The 21,095-nt window shown below is 61.4% G+C and carries 16 protein-coding genes and 1 pseudogene; 3 read left to right on the forward strand and 14 right to left on the reverse strand.

Annotated elements, in window-relative coordinates; translation table 11 throughout:
* Positions 1-160 precede the first annotated feature (160 nt).
* The 8 genes from hutH to hutC form a co-directional block, all read right to left on the reverse strand.
* Positions 161-1,684, reverse strand: coding sequence for a histidine ammonia-lyase (hutH, locus tag ACLD1X_RS17350; RefSeq protein ID WP_429369705.1), 1,524 nt, complete (start codon positions 1,682-1,684; stop codon positions 161-163).
* A 168-nt stretch (positions 1,685-1,852) separates the two neighbouring features.
* Entirely contained in the window at positions 1,853-2,683 is an 831-nt protein-coding gene (locus tag ACLD1X_RS17355) for a quaternary amine ABC transporter ATP-binding protein (protein ID WP_008018926.1), read from the reverse strand.
* Complete coding sequence (locus ACLD1X_RS17360; RefSeq protein WP_008018927.1) at positions 2,680-3,531, reverse strand: ABC transporter permease; 852 nt, start codon at positions 3,529-3,531, stop codon at positions 2,680-2,682. The genes ACLD1X_RS17355 and ACLD1X_RS17360 overlap by 4 nt, the downstream gene beginning before the upstream one ends.
* 70 nt (positions 3,532-3,601) lie before the next feature.
* Entirely contained in the window at positions 3,602-4,570 is a 969-nt protein-coding gene (locus ACLD1X_RS17365) for an ABC transporter substrate-binding protein (protein WP_111286787.1), read from the reverse strand.
* A gap of 69 nt (positions 4,571-4,639) precedes the next feature.
* The gene (locus ACLD1X_RS17370; protein WP_429369708.1) at positions 4,640-6,112 is read right to left on the reverse strand and encodes a purine-cytosine permease family protein; all 1,473 of its coding nucleotides are present in this window, start codon (positions 6,110-6,112) and stop codon (positions 4,640-4,642) included.
* A gap of 181 nt (positions 6,113-6,293) precedes the next feature.
* Entirely contained in the window at positions 6,294-7,976 is a 1,683-nt protein-coding gene (hutU, locus tag ACLD1X_RS17375) for a urocanate hydratase (protein ID WP_008018930.1), read from the reverse strand.
* Positions 7,977-8,452: 476 nt separating this feature from the next.
* Positions 8,453-9,022 (reverse strand): HutD/Ves family protein, encoded by a 570-nt coding sequence (locus ACLD1X_RS17380; protein WP_429369710.1) that lies wholly within the window; start codon positions 9,020-9,022, stop codon positions 8,453-8,455.
* On the reverse strand, positions 9,019-9,729 hold the full coding sequence (hutC, locus tag ACLD1X_RS17385) for a histidine utilization repressor (RefSeq protein ID WP_162135916.1): 711 nt from the start codon (positions 9,727-9,729) through the stop codon (positions 9,019-9,021). Before hutC ends, ACLD1X_RS17380 begins: the two co-directional genes overlap by 4 nt.
* Before the next feature lie 146 nt (positions 9,730-9,875).
* Here hutC and ACLD1X_RS17390 point away from each other — a divergent pair, with 146 nt between their 5' ends.
* Positions 9,876-11,240: a formimidoylglutamate deiminase gene (locus ACLD1X_RS17390; protein ID WP_429369712.1), complete on the forward strand. Its 1,365-nt coding sequence runs from the start codon at positions 9,876-9,878 to the stop codon at positions 11,238-11,240.
* Positions 11,241-11,350: 110 nt separating this feature from the next.
* Here the strand turns inward: ACLD1X_RS17390 and ACLD1X_RS17395 are convergent, their stop codons facing one another.
* Positions 11,351-11,920 (reverse strand): lipocalin family protein, encoded by a 570-nt coding sequence (locus tag ACLD1X_RS17395; RefSeq protein WP_429369714.1) that lies wholly within the window; start codon positions 11,918-11,920, stop codon positions 11,351-11,353.
* 30 nt (positions 11,921-11,950) lie between these two features.
* Complete coding sequence (locus ACLD1X_RS17400; protein WP_056725770.1) at positions 11,951-12,205, reverse strand: hypothetical protein; 255 nt, start codon at positions 12,203-12,205, stop codon at positions 11,951-11,953.
* A gap of 295 nt (positions 12,206-12,500) precedes the next feature.
* Between ACLD1X_RS17400 and ACLD1X_RS17405 the strand changes: the two are divergent.
* Both ACLD1X_RS17405 and ACLD1X_RS17410 read left to right on the forward strand, forming a co-directional pair.
* Positions 12,501-13,526: pseudogene (locus tag ACLD1X_RS17405) on the forward strand (HAMP domain-containing protein); the annotation flags it as partial.
* A gap of 90 nt (positions 13,527-13,616) precedes the next feature.
* Complete coding sequence (locus ACLD1X_RS17410) at positions 13,617-14,381, forward strand: methyl-accepting chemotaxis protein (RefSeq protein ID WP_371318464.1); 765 nt, start codon at positions 13,617-13,619, stop codon at positions 14,379-14,381.
* 117 nt (positions 14,382-14,498) lie between these two features.
* Here the strand turns inward: ACLD1X_RS17410 and ACLD1X_RS17415 are convergent, their stop codons facing one another.
* The 4 genes from ACLD1X_RS17415 to ACLD1X_RS17430 form a co-directional block, all read right to left on the reverse strand.
* The gene (locus ACLD1X_RS17415; protein WP_429369716.1) at positions 14,499-15,101 is read right to left on the reverse strand and encodes a DUF924 family protein; all 603 of its coding nucleotides are present in this window, start codon (positions 15,099-15,101) and stop codon (positions 14,499-14,501) included.
* Positions 15,102-15,104: 3 nt separating this feature from the next.
* The gene (locus tag ACLD1X_RS17420) at positions 15,105-16,115 is read right to left on the reverse strand and encodes a class 1 fructose-bisphosphatase (protein WP_223503431.1); all 1,011 of its coding nucleotides are present in this window, start codon (positions 16,113-16,115) and stop codon (positions 15,105-15,107) included.
* 305 nt (positions 16,116-16,420) lie between these two features.
* A complete protein-coding gene (locus ACLD1X_RS17425) occupies positions 16,421-17,794 on the reverse strand; it encodes a DUF3999 domain-containing protein (RefSeq protein WP_429369719.1) in 1,374 nt (457 codons plus the stop codon).
* Entirely contained in the window at positions 17,791-20,973 is a 3,183-nt protein-coding gene (locus ACLD1X_RS17430) for a DUF2339 domain-containing protein (RefSeq protein WP_429369721.1), read from the reverse strand. The genes ACLD1X_RS17425 and ACLD1X_RS17430 overlap by 4 nt, the downstream gene beginning before the upstream one ends.
* Positions 20,974-21,095: the final 122 nt, after the last annotated feature.

Genomic DNA, 21,095 nt, shown 5'->3' on the forward strand with positions numbered 1-21,095 from the left:
TTGGGCGAGGCTCAGTTGGCCGGGGATCAGGTTTAGCGCAGTCATTTTGTGCTCCTTTTGAGAGTGGTCATTAACTCACCAGACGCTCCGGAGATGTCCGTTGTCCGTCGCGTCTGCCTTTTGAGGAGCCGCGCCTTGGCACGTTGGTGTTGTGTGGAAATCAGTGCAAATTCGGCAAGGCTTTGTGCAGCAAGGCCGGGTCTTTCAAAACGCCCGCCGCAGCGGCGATGTCCGGTGCCAGCCAGCGGTCCTGGTCGTAAGCCGGAACGCGCTCGCGCAGCAGGCGCCACGCCGCATCGGTGCCGGCGCCAAAACGTTGCGCTTTGAGGAACTCGAACGCCTGGGCCGCCAGCAGGTACTCGATGGCGAGGATCTGCGTGCAGTTTTCCAGTGCGCGGTGCAGCTTCAGCGCGGCGTTGGTGCCCAGGCTCAGGTGATCTTCCTGCAGGCCCGAAGTCACGTAGTTATCCAGCACCGCCGGTTGCGCCAATTGACGGTTCTCCGCGCACAGCGACGCAGCCACGTATTGCACGATCATCATCCCCGAGTTTACTCCCGGGTTGGCCACCAGGAAGGCCGGCAGACCACTGACGTGCGGGTTGATCAAGCGGTCCAGGCGACGCTCGGCGATGGAGCCGATTTCCGCCATGGCAATCGCCAGCAGGTCCGCCGCCATTGCCACGGACTGGCCATGGGGGTTGGCCTGGGACACCACGCGGTAATTGTCCGCGGTGCCCAGCACCAGCGGGTTGTCGGTGGCACCGTTGAGTTCGGTTTCGATCTGCTTGATCGCGTGTACCAGTTGGTCGCGGGCGGCGCCGTGCACCTGCGGGATCGAACGGATGCTCAGGGCATCCTGCGTGCGAATGCCTTTGCTCTGGGCGATCACTTCGCTGCCGTCGAGCAAGGCCCGCAGATTGATCCCGACCTGCTGCATGCCCGGGTGCGGCTTGAGCGCGATGATCTCGGCGTCGAAGGCGTCAATCTGACCGCGTTGAGCTTCGAAGCTCATGGCGCCAATCACGTCGGCCCATTCCAGCAGGCGCGAGGCATCGGCAATGGCCAGGCAGCTCAGGCCAGTCATGCAGGGCGTACCGTTGACCAGGCACAAGCCGTCCTTGGCGCCGAGGCGAACCGGTTGCAGGCCTTCTTCAGCGAGGGCCTGCTGCGCGGAAACGACCTGGCCGCGATAGCTGACATTGCCAACACCCAGCAGCGCGATGCCGATGTGCGCCATGTGGGTCAGGTAGCCCACGGAACCCTGGGACGGCACTTGCGGGGTGATACCACGGTTGAGCAGTGCCAGCAGCGCTTCGACGACCTGACGGTGCAGGCCGGATTTACCGTGGCTGTAGTTGACGATGGCCGCGCACATGATCGAACGGGTCTGCTCGTCGCTCAATGGCGCGCCAACGCCACAGGCGTGGCTGAGCAAGGTATTGCGCGACAACTGGCTGAGTTGTTCGTCCTGCAGCGAGACGTTGCACAGCGCGCCCAGGCCGGTGTTGATGCCATAGGCACGTTCGCCGCTGGTGACGATGCGCTGGACGATGGCCTGGGCGTTTTCGATGCGCGCCCAGATCGGCGCCGACAGCTCAAGCTGTGCGCCATGACGCGCCACGGCGACCACATCCCGCCAAGTGACCTGCGCCTCGGTGATAACGATTTTTTCGGCCTGGGACATCTTCAACCTCATCGTACAAACCTGAATATAGATGCAGCTTCACTGACGCCTTCGCGGGCAAGCCCGCTCCCACAGTGGTTGCTGGTGTACTCAAAACTGGTGTTCGACACAGATCCTTGTGGGAGCGGGCTTGCCCGCGAAAGGGCCGGCCCAGCTACCACAACTTTCTCAGACCACCGCCGCCCGACGCTGCACAAAGCGGTCGACGTATTCATCTGCCGGCGAGTGCAGGATCTCTCTCGGCGTGCCGACCTGGATCAGGCGGCCGTCCTTGAGGATCGCGATGCGGTTGCCGATGCGCACGGCCTCGTCGAGGTCGTGGGTGATGAAGACGATGGTCTTGTGCAGGGTCTTTTGCAGCTCCAGCAACTGGTCCTGCATCTCTGCGCGGATCAGCGGGTCGAGGGCGCTGAACGCTTCGTCCATGAGGATGATGTCGGTGTCCGCCGCCAGAGCGCGGGCCAGACCCACACGCTGACGCATACCGCCGGAGAGCTGATGCGGGTATTTGTTTTCGTAGCCCTTGAGGCCCACGGTGTTGATCCAGTGCAGCGCGCGCTCGGCGCACATGGCTTTGCTTTCGCCACGGATTTTCAGGCCGTAGGCGACGTTCTCCACCACAGTCTTGTGCGGCAACAGGCCGAAGCTCTGGAACACCATGCTGATCTTGCGCCGACGAAATTCGCGCAGGGCTTCCATGTCGTATTGCAGGATGTCCACGCCGTCCACCAGGATCGCGCCGCTCGTCGGGTCGATCAGGCGGTTGAAGTGGCGTACCAGGGTCGACTTGCCGGAGCCGGACAGGCCCATGATCACGAAGATCTCGCCGCTGCCAATGCTCAGCGACAGGTCGTTCACGCCGACCACGCAGCCGGTTTCGGCCAGCACCTGGTCCTTGGTCTTGCCCTGGCCGACCATGGCCAGCGCGTCCTTGGCGCGGTTGCCGAAAATCTTGAAGACGTTCTTGACTTCGATCTTGCTCACGGTTGCGTTGTTCATTTGCTCACCTCATGCCGTGCGCGACCGTACGCCTGTGTAATGCGGTCGATCACTACAGCCAGAATCACGATCGCCAGACCGGCTTCAAGACCACGTCCGACGTTGAGGGTCTGAATCCCCACCAGCACGTCTTCACCCAAGCCACGGGCACCGATCATCGAGGCGATCACCACCATCGACAGGGCCATCATCGTGGTCTGGTTGATCCCGGCCATGATGCTCGGCAGGGCCAGCGGCAGTTGCACGCCAAACAGTTGCTGCCAGCGGTTGGCACCGAAGGCGTTGATCGCTTCCATCACTTCACCGTCGACCTGGCGAATGCCCAGGTCGGTCAGGCGGATCAGCGGTGGTGCGGCGTAGATCACCGTGGCGAAAATCGCCGGAACCTTGCCCAGGCCAAACAGCATCAGCACCGGGATCAGGTACACGAAGCTCGGCATGGTCTGCATGATGTCCAGCAACGGCATCAGCACCGAACGCAGGCGATTGCTGCGTGCCGAGAGAATGCCCAGCGGAATGCCGATCAACACCGAGATGATCGTCGCCACCATCATCAGCGCCAGGGTCTGCATCAGCTTGTCCCAGAGGCCGACCGCACCCACCAGGAACAGCAGGCCGACGATCACCGCCGTGGTCACGACTTTGCGGGTTGCGTGCCAGGCCACGCCCGCCACGATGGCCAGCATCAGCCACCAGGGCGCTGCGCGCAGTAGCCCTTCAAGATTGACGATGGCCCACAACAGGGTGTCGGAGATGTGCCGGAACACGTCGCCGTAGTTGGTGACCAGCGAATCGACCCAACTGTTGACCCAGTCGGCGATGGAAAAGGTAAAGCTTTCGGGAAACATAAGAGACTCTCAATCAAGGGGTTGTGATCAAGCATCCGACTGCCGCTACCGGCAGCCGGAGAGGCCCAACCTACAAGGCCGCGTCGATTTTCTTGGCTGCGTCGTCGCTCACCCATGCGTGCCAGACTTCAGGATGTTCCTTCAAGAAGATCTTGGCCAGTTTTGGCGACTCGATCCGCTCTTTGGTCATGCGTCCCAGGTTCTGGTTCAGCAGGTCGATTGGCAGGTTGACCTTTTCCAGCACGGCCACCAGTTCCGGGGCTTCGTCGTGGAAGGTCTTGGACAGGCCGACCTTGATGGTCACGGTCTTGTCCACGCCTGGTTTCTCTTCGAGTTTCACCACGTCGACCTGGCCCATCAGCGGGGTTGGCGACCAGTAGTAGAACAGGATCGGCTCGCCACGCTTGTAGCTCGACAGCACGGCGGCATCCAGCGCCGGGCCGGTGCCTGGACGGAAGTTGGTGTAGGTGCTTTCCAGACCGTAGCTTTTCAGCATTTCGCTGTTGTCCAGCTCACAGGTCCAGCCAGCCGGGCAGTTGTAGAAACGGCCCTTGGAGGGTTCTTCGGCGTCCTTGAAAATCGCCGAGTACTTGCCCAGGTCAGCAATGTTCTTGAGGTCCGGCGCCTTGGCTTCCAGCTTGCGCTTGGCGTCGCCTTCGATCACGTAGCGCGGTACGTACCAGCCTTCGACGGCACCCACCACTGGCGCGCCGACACCGACGACCTTGCCGGCCTTCTCGGCCTTGTTCCAGACTTCGCTGCGGCCGACCCACTCTTCGGCAAACACCTGGATGTCGTTGCTGCTCAGGGCGTTTTCCATGGTGATGGAGTTGCCTGGCAGGCTGTCGGTCTTGCAGTCGTAGCCTTTCTCCAGCACGACTTGCAGAACGTCGGTCAGGAGCATGGCGCTTTCCCAGTTCAGGCCGGCGAATTTCACCGGTTTGCCCGATTCGCACCAACCCGCCGCCTGAGTGGCGCCAGCGCTGGCCAGCAGGCCCATGGAAAGCAATGTGGTCAGCAGGGTCTTGTTCGATTTCATTGTTGTGACGCTCCTAATCATGAATTGGCTTACGGCAGTCAAGAGGCATCCAGCCCTGTCCACGTCCAATCAGGCCTGCGCCGCAGCGCGACCAGCCTTGCTTGTTTTAGGTTGTACAACACTGTCCTGCTCGACCGGCAGAATCAGTTGATCGGGCACTGTGCCGTGCCATTTTTTTGCACACAGGTAATACAGGGCTGCGGGAATCACCAGGCCGATGATCCAGGAAATATCCACATCACCCAGAGCGGCTACCAGCGGACCGGTATAGAACTTGGTAGAGATGAACGGCAGCTGCACCAGCACACCGAACACATAGACGCTGATACCGAGAAGGTTCCAGCGACCGTAGCGACCGTTCGGATCGGCCAGCGCCGGTACGTCATAGCGCTCGCGAGTGATGCAGTAGTAGTCCACCAGGTTGATCGCGCTCCATGGCGTGAAGAACGCCAGCAGGAACAGGATGAAGGACTTGAACGCGCCGAGGAACGAGTGCTGACCGAGCAACGCCATCAGGGTCGCAGCACCGACGATGACCAGCACGAAGACCAGGCGCTGCAAGCGCGATACCTTCAGGTCACCACGGAAACCGCTGATGATGGTGGCGATGCACATGAAGCTGCCGTAGGAGTTCAGCGTGGAGATGGTGACCTTGCCGAATGCGATGCTGAAGTACAGCAGCGCAGCAGTGGCACCAGTACCGCCCAGACCCACGATGTAGGCCACTTCGTGGCCGGCGAATTGCCCGTTGGCCGAAGCGGCTGCGAACACGCCGAGGACCATCGCCACCTGTGCACCAATGACCGAACCTGCGCCTGCGGCAAAAAAAGTTTTCACCGAGGAAATCTTGCTCGGCAGGTAGCGGGAATAGTCAGCCACATAAGGGCCGAAGGCGATCTGCCAGGATGCCGCGAGCGACACCGCAAGCAAGAAACTGCTCCAGCTGAAGTGGCGGATTTGCAACAGTGCGCCAACGTCCACCTGGCTCATCAGACGGCTGAACAGGTAAACAAAGGCAATCACGCCAATGATGCTGGCAACACGGCCGATCCAATGGATCACCCGATAACCGAGCACCGTGACCAGCACGATGACACTGGCAAAAAGGAGGATGCCGACGGTGTCACTGACACCAAACAACTGGCCCAGCGCCTGACCGGAAAGCACGGTGCCCGTCGCGGTGAAACCGAGGTACATCAGACAGACCAGCACGATCGGGATGGCTGCGCCATAGACGCCGAACTGCACACGACTGGAGATCATCTGCGGCAGGCCAAGCTTGGGACCTTGCGCGGCATGCAGCGCCATGACGCCACCGCCGAGCAATTGCCCGATCAGCAGACCGATCAACGACCAGAACACATCACCGCCCAGCACCACGGCCAGGGCCCCGGTGACAATCGCGGTGATTTGCAGGTTGGCACCCATCCACAGGGTGAATTGGCTAAACAGACGACCGTGTCTTTCCGCTTCCGGGATGTAGTCGATCGAGCGTTTCTCGATCAACGGTTTGCTGCCTGCACGCTCGCTGTTAACAGCCATGGTTCAACCTCTGTGGATTGTTATTGGAATTCGCTGTGAAACCGCTTTGTGTGGAACTGCTTTTTTGTGGGAGCGGGCTTGCTCGCGAAAGCGATGTGTCAGCCAGCACAGATGTTGAATGTGCCGGCCTCTTCGCGAGCAAGCCCGCTCCCACAGGTAAAGCGGTGCCACAGGCTTGGCGTTACTTGCCGGTAATCATCGGCAGGTTCAGCCCTTGTTCCTTGGCGCAGTCGATGGCGATCTGGTAACCGGCATCGGCGTGACGCATGACACCGGTGGCCGGGTCGTTGTGCAGGACGCGAGCGATACGCTCGGCCGCTTCGTCAGTACCGTCGCAGACAATCACCATGCCCGAGTGCTGGGAGAAGCCCATGCCGACGCCGCCGCCGTGGTGCAGGGACACCCAGGTCGCACCGCTCGCGGTGTTGAGCAGGGCGTTGAGCAGTGGCCAGTCGGACACGGCATCGGAACCGTCCTGCATCGATTCGGTTTCGCGGTTCGGGCTCGATACCGAACCGGAGTCCAGGTGGTCGCGGCCGATCACGATTGGTGCGGACAACTCACCGCTGCGCACCATTTCGTTGAACGCCAGGCCCAGCTTGGCACGCAGGCCCAGGCCAACCCAGCAGATACGAGCCGGCAGACCCTGGAAGCTGATGCGCTCGCGAGCCATGTCCAGCCAGTTGTGCAGGTGGGCGTCGTCCGGGATCAGCTCTTTTACTTTCGCGTCGGTCTTGTAGATGTCTTCAGCGTTGCCCGACAGTGCCGCCCAACGGAACGGGCCGATACCGCGGCAGAACAGAGGACGGATGTAGGCCGGTACGAAGCCAGGGAAGTCGAATGCGTTTTCCACGCCTTCTTCTTGCGCCATCTGGCGGATGTTGTTGCCGTAATCGAAGGTCGGGATGCCTTGCTTCTGGAATTCCAGCATCGCCTTGACGTGCACGGCCATCGATTGCTTGGCGGCCTTGATCACAGCTGCCGGCTCGGTCTTGGCACGAGCGCGGTACTCTTCCCAGGTCCAGCCAGCCGGCAGGTAGCCGTTGAGCGGGTCGTGGGCGCTGGTCTGGTCGGTGACCATGTCCGGACGCACACCGCGACGGACCAGTTCCGGCAGGATTTCTGCCGCGTTGCCCAGCAGGGCGATGGAAATCGCTTTGCCTTCTTTGGTGTATTTGGCGATGCGGGCCAGCGCGTCGTCGAGGTCTTTGGCTTGCTCGTCGACATAGCGGCTTTTCAGACGGAAATCGATGCTGACCTGCTGGCATTCGATGTTCAGCGAGCAAGCGCCGGCCAGGGTTGCAGCCAGTGGCTGGGCACCACCCATGCCACCCAGGCCAGCGGTCAGTACCCACTTGCCGGTCAGGTTGTCGTTGTAGTGCTGGCGACCCGCTTCGACGAAGGTTTCGTAGGTGCCCTGGACGATGCCCTGGCTGCCGATGTAGATCCAGCTGCCGGCGGTCATCTGGCCGTACATGGCCAGGCCTTTGGCGTCCAGTTCGTTGAAGTGTTCCCAGCTCGCCCAGTGCGGTACCAGGTTGGAGTTGGCGATCAGCACGCGCGGGGCGTTGCTGTGGGTCTTGAACACGCCGACCGGCTTGCCGGATTGCACCAGCAGGGTCTCGTCGTCGTTCAGGTTGGTCAGGCTTTCAACGATCTTGTCGTAGCATTCCCAGTTACGTGCCGCACGACCGATACCACCGTAAACCACCAGTTCCTTAGGGTTCTCGGCAACTTCCGGATCGAGGTTGTTCATCAGCATGCGCAGCGGCGCTTCAGTCAGCCAGCTCTTGGCGGTCAGCTTGTTACCGCGGGCAGCACGGATTTCAACGTCACGAAACTTAGTAGGTTTATTGTCAGTCACGAAAAGAACTCCTCAGCAATCAATCCAAACCAACCCAGGCAGTGGGCGAGCAAGCCAATGGGCATCAGTGCACACCGGCGAATCAGTGGACGATGGTTGAGTCCTCGTGACTCATACACATACGTCTTTACTTGTACATACAAGCATATGCAATCAAGCGGCCAACTTGTTGGATGCGCATTCAAGAAAAATCCGGAAAGGGCTGCAGAGCGCCTGGAACAAGGGTTTTGGCGTAGATGAATTTTTTCGGGGGGATTTTTTGGAGGATGGGCTGGTTGTTACTTGAGCGTGGTTTTGCGCCACGCTGGGGCGTTCGGTAACAAAGTGGTGCGCGGAGGGAAACGGAATTGAGTACTGCTTTTGTGGCGAGGGGGTTTACCCCCGTCGGGTCGCGAAACGGCCCCAAAAAATAGGGCTGCTACGCAGCCCAACGGGGGTAAACCCCCTCGCCACAAGATGTCCGATTAGCAGGAAAATCAGCGTGCAGTCAGTTCGATCACGCAGCAGGCGGCATTGCTGGTGACGTCCAGCAGGCCCGTGTTACCGACAAGTTGCAGGCAATCATGGCGACCCAGCTGCGAAGCATTGTTACCGACCTTCACCTCAAGCGCATCGCTGACGCTGAACACCAGCACAGTCCCGGCCTCGCTGAAAAACCGCTGCTCACCGCTCAGCCATTGCAGCCGTGCGCTGTAACGCTGTGGTGCGTAGATCAGGTTGAAGTCGCGGATCGGCCCACCCAGCAAGGTGCAGGACACCTGGCTTTCACCGCTGAAGGCAAACGGGTCCAGCGGTAACAACGACCGCGTGACCTGACCATCCACGGACAAGGTCATGCCATCGCCCTGTAACACGGTGATGATCCGCTCGTAACCGGCGAAGGTGGAAAATCCGCCCGACTCGCCGATGTCGGCAATCGACAGGCGCCAGCCAAACCCGTCCAGACCAGTGCCGGCATCGCGGGTGATTTCTTCAGTGCTGCCGCCGCCGTTTTTCCAGGGCATGCGCGGGTAATCGACTGCTCTTAAAACCTTCAGGCTACTCATTTGTGAAACCGACCTTCCAGACGATGACGGGAACCGGGGTGGATCAAGCGGGCGGCGGTCACCGGCTGGCGACCGGACCAGGTGCGGCGACGGATCAGCAGGCACGGCTCGCCCTTTTCAATCTGCAGCAACTTGCACTCGGACGGCTCAGCCAGGATCGCCTCGACCACGTGCTCGCCTTCGGTCAGCGGCGCGACCTGGTTGAGATAGGCGTATGGCGTTTGCAGGGTAAAGTCCTGCTTGAGATAGTCCGGCGCCACCAGCGCATTGACGAAACGGTCTTCGATTTGCACCGGAATATCGTTTTCGAAATGCACGATCAGCGAGTGGAACACCTTCTGCCCTTCGCGCATGTCCAGGGCCAGGGCGCGCTCGGAGCCGGCAGCCTCTTCTTCAAGGGTGATGACCTTGCAGGTGTGGCGATGACCGCGAGAGGCGATTTCATCGGCGATGTTGTGCACTTCGAACAGCGCGGACTGGCTTTTCGGCTCGGCGACGAACGTGCCGACGCCTTGCATGCGCACCAGCAGACCGTCGGCAGTCATCTCGCGCAGCGCGCGGTTGATGGTCATGCGACTGAAGCCAAGCTGGCTGACCAGCTCGCTTTCCGACGGCACGCGGTAGTGCGGCGGCCAGTTTCCACTGTCGATTTGCTGGGTGATCATTTGTTTGACGCGGGCGTACAAGGGCGCCGGACTGTCGCCCATGTTCGCGGCCAACGGAGAAACTGGAGGCGGAGTCGGCACGGTTAATCCTTGTTCGTTGAAAAGAGATTGCTAGCTTGCCGGAGTTTACCGGGCAGGCAAACGTCTGTATATGTATATACAAATAACACACGATGGGGTGCTGAACCATGTCCGCCTTCTTTGCCGAACGCGCGCTGCTGCCTAGTGGATGGGCCAACAATGTACGTCTTGAGGTCAGCGCCGATGGCGTATTGACCCATATCCAGGCCGATTCCCATGCAGATGGCGCCGAGCGGTTGAGCGGCCCGCTGCTGCCGGGCATGCCGAATCTGCACTCCCACGCCTTCCAGCGGGCCATGGCCGGGCTGGCGGAAGTGGCGGGAAATCCGAACGACAGTTTCTGGACCTGGCGCGACCTGATGTATCGCCTCGTCGGAAAAATCAGCCCGGAGCAACTCGGCGTCATCGCCCGCCAGCTGTACATCGAAATGCTCAAGGCCGGTTACACCTCGGTGGCAGAATTTCACTATGTGCATCACGACAGCAACGGTCAGCCTTATGCCGATCCGGCCGAACTGGCCCTGCGTATCAGCCAGGCTGCCAGTTCGGCCGGTATCGGCTTGACCCTGCTGCCGGTGCTCTACAGCCACTCCGGTTTCGGCGGCCAGGCGCCGAACGACGGCCAGCGCCGTTTTATCAACAGCACTGAAAACTACCTGAAGCTGCAATCGCGCCTGCAACCGGTCCTGGCGCAGCAACCGGCGCAAAGCCTGGGTCTGTGCTTCCACTCGCTGCGCGCGGTCACGCCGCAGCAGATCAGCGAAGTGCTGGCGGCCAGCGACAAGCAATGCCCGGTGCACATCCATATCGCCGAGCAGCAGAAAGAAGTCGACGACTGCCTGACCTGGAGCGGTCGTCGCCCGCTGCAATGGCTGTACGAAAACATCGATGTCGATCAGCGCTGGTGCCTGGTCCACGCGACCCACGCCAACCCGGAAGAAGTCACGTCGATGGCCAAGAGTCGCGCCATTGCCGGCCTGTGCCTGACCACCGAAGCCAACCTGGGGGACGGGATTTTCCCGGCAGTGGATTTCCTCGCCCAGGGCGGTCGCATGGGCATCGGTTCCGACAGCCATGTGTCGCTGAGCGTGGTGGAAGAGTTGCGCTGGCTGGAATACGGCCAGCGCCTGCGCGACCAGCGGCGTAATCGTTTGTATGGCGCGGATCAGCCAATGGTCGGCCGCACATTGTTCGATGCGGCGCTGGATGGCGGCGCTCAGGCGCTGGGCCAGCCGATTGGCGCACTGCAAGTCGGCAAACGCGCCGACTGGCTGGTGCTCGACGGCAACGATCCGTATCTGGCGACAGCCAACGGCGACGGGATTCTCAATCGCTGGCTGTTTGCAGGTGGCGATCGTCAGGTGCGCGATGTGCTGGTGAACGGCCAGTGGGTGGTGCGGGATGGGCGGCATGCCGATGAGGAAGAAAGCAGCCGCGCCTTCACCCAGGTACTGCGTGACCTTCTAGGCTGACACCGAAACAATACTGTAGGAGCGAGCTTGCTCGCGATGGAGTGTCAGTCGGCACCAATGCGCCTGATACACCATCGCGAGCAAGCTCGCTCCTACAGGGAATGATGCTGCTAGTCCGAGGTCTTGGCCATCTGCTGTTCCGACGCCCGCCAGATCAGCCGCGTGGTGTCGTAACCCTGCTGACGCGCCTTGCTCAGCAGTTCCTCACGCACCACACCGTTCACGGTCGGCGTGCGCGACAACAGCCACAAGTACTTGCGGCTTGGATCGCCGACAATGGCGGTCTTGTAGTCATCGCTGACGTACAGCACCCAGTATTCGCCCTTCGCCGTACCCGGGATCAGCCTGGAGAACCAGGTATCGAATTCGACCCACAGCTTGTCGTTCTTGCCGGGTTCCTGCGGAAAAGCCGTGCCCTTGACCTCTTCCCATTGCCACTGCGCCGTCAGGCAGCGGTTCAACACGGCAACGTTGCCGTCAGGCTTGAGCGTGTAATGGGCTTCGGATTGCGCGCAGTCGCGCTGGAAGTACATCGGCATGCGGGCCAGCTCGTACCAGGTGCCCTGGTAGCGCTTGAGATTGACGCTTTTGACCGTCTTGGGGGCCAATGAGTCCTGGCCAGGCGTGGCACAGCCGGCCAACATCAGGCCGGCAAAAAGGATGATCAATAACTGCTTCATTATTTTTCTCCCGTGGGCAAACGCCCCGGTTTACTTCAGGCCTTGGCCGGAAAACATCAGCACTTTGTCACCGGCGAACTGCACGCTGATAAAGCTGTTCTTGTCGCCCCAGGTGCAGCTGGACATGCCGAGCGCGCCTGAACAATCGGCGGGTTTGCCCAACAGGGTTTCCACTTCGGCCTTGGCCATGCCGGCCGAGAGCTTCGAGTAGTTTTCCTGATTGACCTTGCTGCAGGCAGCGAGCAACACGCAGAACGAAAGCAGGGCGATGGAACGCAACGACATGGTGAAACTCCGGGGGGCGTAGGGGGTTGGCATGGCTGCCAAGCTGAAGCTTAGAAGAGAAAACCCCTGTGAGGTTCCGTGCCCGGCAGGCTATTTATCGGGCCACTCGTCTACCTTTTGCCGAAAATCAGCCACTTTGCCTGTCAATCGGGTATTTCGTCGTTTTTCAGTAAATCCGCCTAATCTTTGGCGCCGCTCAGTCGACATACAGGCAACGCAAAGCCACGTCGCTGGCATTTGCTCCCCCCTTTTTGTAGACCAGATCCTCTGCGGTAGCTCATCCATGACCAGAAACATGAAGTTCAGCCACAAGATATTGCTGGCTGCCGCCCTCGTGGTGGCCGTCGCATTCGCTTGTTTCATCCTGTTCAACGACTATCGCCAGCGCGAAACCTTGCGCAACAGCACCGAAGCCTCGATGCAGGAACTCGGCAGCCTGACCACCAGCAACATCCAGACCTGGCTGGATAGCCGCATGCAATTGCTGCAGTCCATGGCCCAGCAGATCACCGCCGATGGCAACGCCCCCGCAGGCCTGAAACGGATCATCGACCTGCCCGCCTACACCGGCAATTTCCAGCTGAGCTACTTCGGTGGCGCCGACGGCGTGATGTTCTCGGTCCCGGCGGGCAACCGCGCGGCGGACTACGATCCACGCGCCCGTGGCTGGTACAAGGCGGCCAATAGCGCCCAGCAGACCATCGTCACCGAACCGTACATTGCCGCGTCTTCCGGCAAGCTGGTCATCACCGTGGCCACCCCGGTGCAGCACCAGGGCCAAATGATCGGCGTCGCCGGCGCCGACATCGACCTGTCCAGCGTCAGCGCGATCATCAATTCGCTGAACTTCGGCGGCCACGGTCATGCGTTCATCGTCAGTGCCGACGGCAAGATCCTGATTCACCCCGACAGCAAGCTGGTGCTCAAGAGCCTGGCCGAGGCCTATCCGGGCGACACCCCCAAAGTCAGCCCGGGCATGAAAGAAGTCGAGATCGACGGCAAGCGTCAGTTCATCTCTTTCACCCACGTCAACGGCGTGCCATCGGCGGACTGGTATGTGGCGCTGGTGCTCGACCAGGACACCGCGTTCTCGATGCTCAGCGAGTTCCGCACCTCGGCGATCATCGCCATGGTGATTGCCGTGGTGATCATCATCGCCCTGCTGGGCATGCTGATCAGCCTGCTGATGCAGCCGCTGCTGACCATGGGCCGCGCCATGCACGACATCGCCGAAGGTGAAGGTGACCTGACCAAACGCCTGGTCATTCACGGCCACGACGAATTCGGCGCGCTGGGACTGTCGTTCAACCGCTTCGTCGAGCGCATTCATGCCTCGATCATCGAAGTGTCCTCGGCCACCGGCCAGGTCAACGAGGTGGCGTTGCGCGTAGTGGCCGCGTCGAACTCGTCGATGTTCAACTCCGACCAGCAAGCCTCACGCACCAGCAGCGTCGCCGCCGCGATCAACCAGCTCGGCGCCGCCGCCCAGGAAATCGCCCAGAACGCCGCCCTGGCCTCGCAACATTCCAGCGATGCCCGCAGCCTGGCCGAAGACGGCCAACAGGTGGTGGACAAGACCATCGCAGCGATGCAGCAACTGTCGGCCAAGATCAGCGATTCGTGCGGCAACATCGAAACCCTCAACAGCAACACGGTCAACATCGGGCAGATCCTGGAAGTGATTACCAGTATCTCCCAGCAAACCAACCTGTTGGCACTGAATGCTGCCATCGAAGCGGCGCGAGCCGGTGAAGCCGGTCGTGGTTTTGCCGTGGTGGCCGATGAGGTGCGCAACCTCGCTCACCGCACCCAGGACTCGGCGCAGCAAGTGCAGACGATGATCGAAGAGCTGCAAGTCGGCGCCCGGGCAGCGGTGGGCATCATGACCGACAGCCAGCGTCAGAGCGAAAGCAGCGTCGGTATCGCCAACCAGGCCGGCGAACGCCTGGGCAGCGTGACCCAGCGCATCGGTGAGATCGATGGCATGAACCAGTCGGTTGCTACCGCGACGGAAGAGCAGACGGCGGTGGTGGAGTCGATCAACGTCGACATCACCGAGATCAACACGCTGAACCAGGAAGGTGTGGAGAACCTGCAGTCGACCTTGCGCGCGTGTGCCGATCTTGAGCAGCAGGCGGCACGGTTGAAGCAGTTGGTAGGTAGTTTCAGGATCTAGGGCGCTCTTGCGGGCCCCTTCGCGAGCAAGCCCGCTCCCACAGTGGATCTGTGTCGTTCACGAATCCCTTGTGGGAGCGGGCTTGCTCGCGAAGACGGCATCAGCCGCAAAGAAGAGCTAGAACCTTGAACCGGGTTTCGACAGAAACGCCAATTCCTCAGCCGTAGACTCCCGCCCCAACACCGCATTGCGATGCGGAAAGCGTCCAAAATGCGCAATCACCTTCTGATGCCGCTCGGCATAGTCCAGATAGTCGCTGAACAGCGCCCGATCAGTCTCCGGTTGCTGCGCCACCAATTCGATATAGCGCGAGACGCCTTCGTTCTGCACCGCGAGGTCTTCGCTGTGCTCGAACACCAGGAAGATGAATACCCGCTGAATCGGCTGCAATTGCCGGTCGAAATCCGCGGCAATGCCTTGGGCTACCAGCTTCTGCGCCCGGAGGTCGCCTGCAAAGGCTTTGGGAGTATCGCGAAAGATCATTCGCGGGATTTGATCGAGCAACAGCACCAGGGCCAGCCAACCTTCGGGACGTTGCATCCACTCGGTCAATCCGCCGGCCAGTGCCTGCTCGGTCCAGTCCCCGAAACGCTCGCGCGCTTCGAGGTCCTGGCTGTCGCGCTTGCCGAACCATAACCTGCCCTTCTGCGCCGCCACTTCGCTCGCCGATCCGGAGTTTCCGAACCACCAATCAAGCAACGGCTGCCAGGGCGCGGTCATGGTTTATTCCTTGTGGTAAGCCGTGACGCGGGCAACTTCTTCTTTCGAACCGAGGAACACCGCAACACGCTGGTGCAGGCCGTCCGGCTGGATGTCGAGGATGCGCTGGTGACCGTCGGTGGACGCGCCGCCCGCCTGTTCCACCAGGAACGACATCGGGTTGGCTTCGTACATCAGGCGCAGTTTGCCCGGTTTGGATGGCTCGCGGCTGTCGCGTGGGTACATGAACAGACCGCCGCGGGTCAGGATGCGGTGCACGTCGGCGACCATCGCAGCGACCCAGCGCATGTTGTAGTTCTTTTTCAGCGGGCCTTCATCGCCTGCCAGCAATTCGCTGACGTAGCGTTGCACCGGTGCTTCCCAGTGACGCTGGTTGGACGCGTTGATGGCAAATTCCTGGGTGGATTCAGGAATGGTGATGTTTTCGTGGGTCAACACGAAGCTGCCCATTTCACGGTCCAGGGTGAAACCTTTCACGCCGTCGCCCAGGGTCAGGATCAGCATGGTCTGCGGACCGTAGATCGCGTAACCGGCAGCCACTTGCTGGGTACCTGGCTGCAGGAAAGCCTTTTCATTCAAGGGCTCGTTCTGGCTCAGGTATTCGTTCGGGCAACGCAGTACCGAGAAGATGGTGCCGACCGGGGCGTTGATGTCGATGTTCGACGAACCGTCCAGCGGGTCGAATACCAGCAGGTAGGCGCCTTTCGGGTATTTGCCCGGGATCTGATAGGCGTTGTCCATTTCTTCGGACGCCATGCCGGCCAGGTGACCGCCCCATTCGTTGGCTTCGAGCAGGATCTCGTTGGAGATCACGTCGAGCTTCTTCTGCACTTCGCCCTGGACGTTTTCAGTGCCCATGCTGCCCAGAACGCCACCCAAGGCGCCTTTGGACACGGCGTGGTTGATCTCCTTGCAGGCACGCGCCACCACTTCGATCAGGAAGCGCAGATCGGCAGGAGTGTTGTTGCTGCGGGTCTGCTCAATCAAATAGCGACTCAAGGTAACGCGGGACATGGACGGCTCCGGTGGAATGGGGGGCTAAAAACCCGCGCAGTTTAACGCGAGTCGAGGCGCATTTCCTCCTATCAGACGTGATCGGCTGAAGAGAGTTCATGCGCGGGGATGAGCGTAGTTGGAAAAGGCTCGTGCGTTGAGCTCGGATGGGTAGCAAATTTCGATATCTTCGGTGACCGGCAGACCGTATTCGCGAGCAAGCCCGCTCCCACATTTGACCAGCTGTGCACACACCATTTGTGCCACGAAGCAGATCCAGTGTGGGAGCGGGCTTGCTCGCGAATGGCGTGCAGCGCCAGCCTTTTTCAGGATTTGGCAGGAGGCTTGCGTAGCAAGCTGAACGCCATCGCCACCAGGAACACCACGCAGAGCAACAACACCGCCCACAAGCCGAATTTCTTCCAGCTGGTGTCAATCGGTGCAGTCGTGGTGCCTGTCGACGGCTTTGATGCCACCGCCCCGACATCCACCATGGCCCGGCCCAGGGTCGCGAGCTTCGCCGGGCTGTAATCCGGGATCAGCGTCGACAGCGGCAGGTTCGCCGCCTTCGCCGTCGAACTCCCCACCGCCAGCGTGTAAGGCCCTGGCCCGCGCGCCAGAAACACCAGTTGCGTGGCGCGCACGGCAAACTTCAGCGTCGGCGCCTGATCACCCAGGCCGCCACCGCGCTCGTCCACGGACAGCTTCAATTGCTGCACGATTTGCCCTGACAACTGCAATTCGTTTTGCACCACGTCCTGACCGTTCTGGGCCAGGCGATAGAGCAGGCCGCTGCTCATCGGCTGCCATGGCAGGCTGCTGTCGCGCCGACCGGACAAGCTCACCGGCGCCAGGCTGTTGGGTTGGCTCAACTCGACCTGCACTCGCTCGACATTCAGCCCCATTGGCAACTGCCAGGTGTATTCACCTGCCTTCACACTGCTGCCGGCCAACGCCTGGGACCAGACCAACGGCAACGGCAGGCTGCGGGTACTGGCGCTTTGCAGTTGCGCCGAGGTCAGCGTCGGCGCCGAATGCGGCGTGATCCACAGCAATCGCAAGTAGCGCGCCGGCTGGCCCGGCAGGCTGACTTCATGCTGTTCGACCCGCTCGTCGGAAAAGGTCAGGCGCGCCACCTGCCCTTCGCCCCAGGACTGCCAATGCTGCAAATCGTCGCTGGCTTCGAGGGTGAAACGCTGGAAACCGTCGCGCTCGCTGGTCCAGTCGATAATCAATTGCTGCAACGGCGCCTTGATCGCGGACGCATCGAGCAGCCAGCCTCGCAACTCTTCTTCACCCGCCTCCAGCTGACTGGAAGGCTGCACTTCGATCAAGGTGCCATTGGTGTTCGATTGCACTCGCACGCTCGGCGCGGTTTCAGTGGCGTCCACCGAGCTGTACAACGGAAACCATTTCACCTCGTTCAAGGTGCGGGTTTCGCTGCTCTGCGCCGCCTCCCGGGCCAAGGCATAAGCCTGGACATCGCCCACGGCATTGAACACGCGCACATCGCTCAGGTCCGCCTGCCGTGCATTCAGTTGTACGCTCAGGGGCAGTTCAAGACGATACCAAGGGCCTTCGCCCGCCACCGCCAAGGGCACCTGGGTGGTGAAGTCCGCGGTTTTTTCCTGAGCAACCGCCAGCACCACCACACCCATTGCAACAATGCCCAGCAATCCCAGCTTCAGCTTCTGACTCAAGACGACACTCCTTCGGATTCCGGGGCCGGTTTCTCGGTATCCGGCACGGCTTCAGCGCGTTTTGGCGGCAGCGGGGCAAAATAACCCACTACCAGCAGCAACACGCCGACACCGATAAACGACACGATTCGCGCCAGCCCGCCGCGATTGCTCAATTCAACAAAGAACAGCTTGGCCACGACCACGCCGATCAAGACAGCACCGATCAGCCAGACTTCACGGCGGCGACGCAAATGGCCACCGATCATCAGGCTCAGGGCCATCAAGGTCCAGACGATGGACAGGCCGGCCTGCACACGCATCGACTCCAGCAACGGACCCAGCTCGAACGGCACCCCGCTCCAGTGGTGCGCCGTACGCATGACCAAGGCGGTAAAGAACAGGAACAGCGAGGCACCTGCGACCCCTTGCGTGATGTTACTGGCGTAATGCTCGGGGACCGCCAGTTGTGTCATTGCACTGCGGGACCAGACATAGACGCCGAACAACGCAAACAACAGGCCCAGCTCCAGCGGGTTGATCAACGGCACGTAGGGCAGTGGCTCGGCGTTGCCGTCACTGGCGACATTCGCCAGCCAGAACCAGCCGAGCATCAGCAAAGCCAGCGGTGCGGCAGCGTATACACGATATTCCCTCGAATACGTCGACACTGGCCACGGCCACGCACGAGGTGCCGCCGCCAACAGCAGATAAAGGCTTGGCAGAATCGCCCAGCCCAGCCAGCGCCAGGCATTGTATTGCTCGGACAACACCAGCAAGCCATAACGCAACTCCAGAGCCAGCACCCCCATCAATAGCCAGCAGCCGAGCACGTGGGCGACGCTTGGCACAAGCGCCGGCAGCATGGCCGCCAGACGTCGCAGGGACATGAAATGCACGACGAACACGGCCGCCCACGCCAGCCAGCCGAAGTTGGCCGCCGGGTGATAACGCGGGTGCCAGGCCGCGAGCAGCACCAGCGCCGCCGCTGGAATCAACACCGTGCAGAGCACTCCCAATGACGGCCAATTCAGGCGCAGCGCCAACACCGTCCACAGCGCAACACTCACGGCAGCGATGCTCAACAACAAGGTCGCCTGCATCGGCAACGACGCAAAATGCAGGACTTCGATGACCCAGGCCAACGCCCACCAGCCTGCGCCCCACACCAGCAACGCCTGGGACAACAGCGACAGGCTCGCCCCCGCCAGCGCTCCACGCCCATGACCCACCTGCAAACGCCAGGCCCCGACCATCGCGGCCAGCCCCAGCACCAGCGGCGCCCAGAACCCGCCATGGGCCAGGGGGCGCAGGTCGTCACTGAACTGCGGTCCTGCCGTCAGGAACAGCGCGCCACCCAACAGTTGCACAGCAAGCGCGGTGTACAAGAACGTGCGCGATGCCAGTCGCAAGCCAGCAAACAGCGTCAGCACCCCGGCCAAGGCCCAACTGATCACCGTACCGTGGCTAAAGAAAAACAACGGTGCCAGCAAATAGAGAAACGCCAGCCCCAGGCATGCCAGCACTGGCAGGCCTTTCGGTTCCCAAGGCCTGATCTGTTCCGGCAAGGCTTTACGCAACTGGTAGAAGCTGAACAGCAACGCGACGCCCAGCAACAACGCGCCTAACGGAACACCGCCGAGCAGGCTGCTCTCGCTGCTGTGCAACTCGCCGAGAAACGCCAGCGCCGCCGCCAATTGCAGCAGCAAGGCAAAGGCCCGGGCCAGGGGCCTTTGCTGGCGCAGACCGAGCCAGTAGATCCCTGCGCCCTCCACCGCCCACGCCGCCGTCGTCCAGCGCGCATCGAGCCCCAGCGGAATCGCCAGACTGGTGAAGATCACGCCCAGGGCCAGGCAGGTTTCCCCCAGCAACAGGGTGCGCCCGGCCATCAGCCAACGGGCGAGCCCCATGTAGATCATGCCCAGCGCCAGGGCACTGAACGCCGCCGCGAATTCCAGATGCTGCACCAGTGCGAACTGCAAGCCGAAACCCACCAGCGGCGGGCCGAACAGCAACGTGCCGTCGACGTAATCCCCCTTGCGCGCCGACCACTGCAACAGCGCTTCGCGACTGCCCTCTGCCGGGGCATCGCTCAGCTCCATCAGCTTGCGCCGGGCGAACAGCAGACCAATGGCCAGGTACATCAGGAAAAACACAATCAGGAACGGCTCGGTGCTCCACAGCAACTCCGGCGAGTAGGAACGCAGGCCCCAGGCGAAACCGATGCCGAAGGTGCCGGTGAACCCGATGACATTCAACGGCCGCCAGGCCTTGAACCAGGCAATGGCGAGGATGCCGGCGTTGAGCAGGACAAAGTAGCTGAACAGCGCGACATGGCTGCCGGCACCGGTGGAGGCCAGGATGGGCGCGGCGAATCCGCCCAGTGCGGCAGCGGCGGCCAGCCCCAGGGAGTCCTGGGTAATGGCGAGAATCGCCGAACAGACGGTCACCGCCACCAGCAGGCCGAACGCCGCCGAAGGGTCGAGCAACGGATGCAGGCGCATTGCGGCAAACACCGTCAGGTACAACACGGCAATCCCCGCGCCTTGCAGGATCAACGCGTAACTGCTGTTGCGGGCCCTCAACCACCAGCCCAGTCCGAGCAAGCCCAAGGCTGCGGCTCCCACGCCGGCGTAGCGCAATTCAAGCGGCACCACCATGCCTTCGGTGGCATAGCGCAGCAGAAAGGCCAGGCCGAGGAACAGCAACACCACGCCGACCCGCAACACGGTATTGCCGCCGAACAGCCAGGCCCGTGCGCGGCTGATGGCGCGATCGATAAGGTTCGGGCCACGTGGTGTGACAGGCGGTTGCACCTGGCGAGCGGTCGGCCCGGATCTCCAGGCATCGACGATCGGGGGACTGATTTCACTGGCCGCTGCGGGGATCGGCTCGAGTTCGGGCGGCAGCTCCCAGACCAATTCCGGGGTTGCTGCAGGGGCATCATCAAGGAGGGTTTCAGGCGATGCAGGCGATTCGTGGGTTTCCGGCGCCTTGACGCCCGTGGCTTCGAGCACCGCCAGTCGTTGCTCGACCGCTTGTAGCGCACGTTGCTGCTCGGCTGCCCGAATGTCCATACGAGCAATTCGAACGGCCTGGCCGATACCCAGTCCGAGTAATGCGCCCAACAGTGCGGCACTGAATGACTCGTCGAGCATCCAGCCGAGCACCAGCCCCGTCAGCATGAAAATCCATTGCATGGTCGATATCCCTAAGCGGCCCTGAATCAGGGCATATCCGGTGATTCAGACTAGTAAACAGTCACCCGGAATCCAATGTGGGCACAAATTCCATTTGCCCCATAAATCCACTGTGGGAGCGG

Source organism: Pseudomonas sp. 18173 (genome assembly GCF_050432945.1).
Taxonomy (GTDB): domain Bacteria; phylum Pseudomonadota; class Gammaproteobacteria; order Pseudomonadales; family Pseudomonadaceae; genus Aquipseudomonas.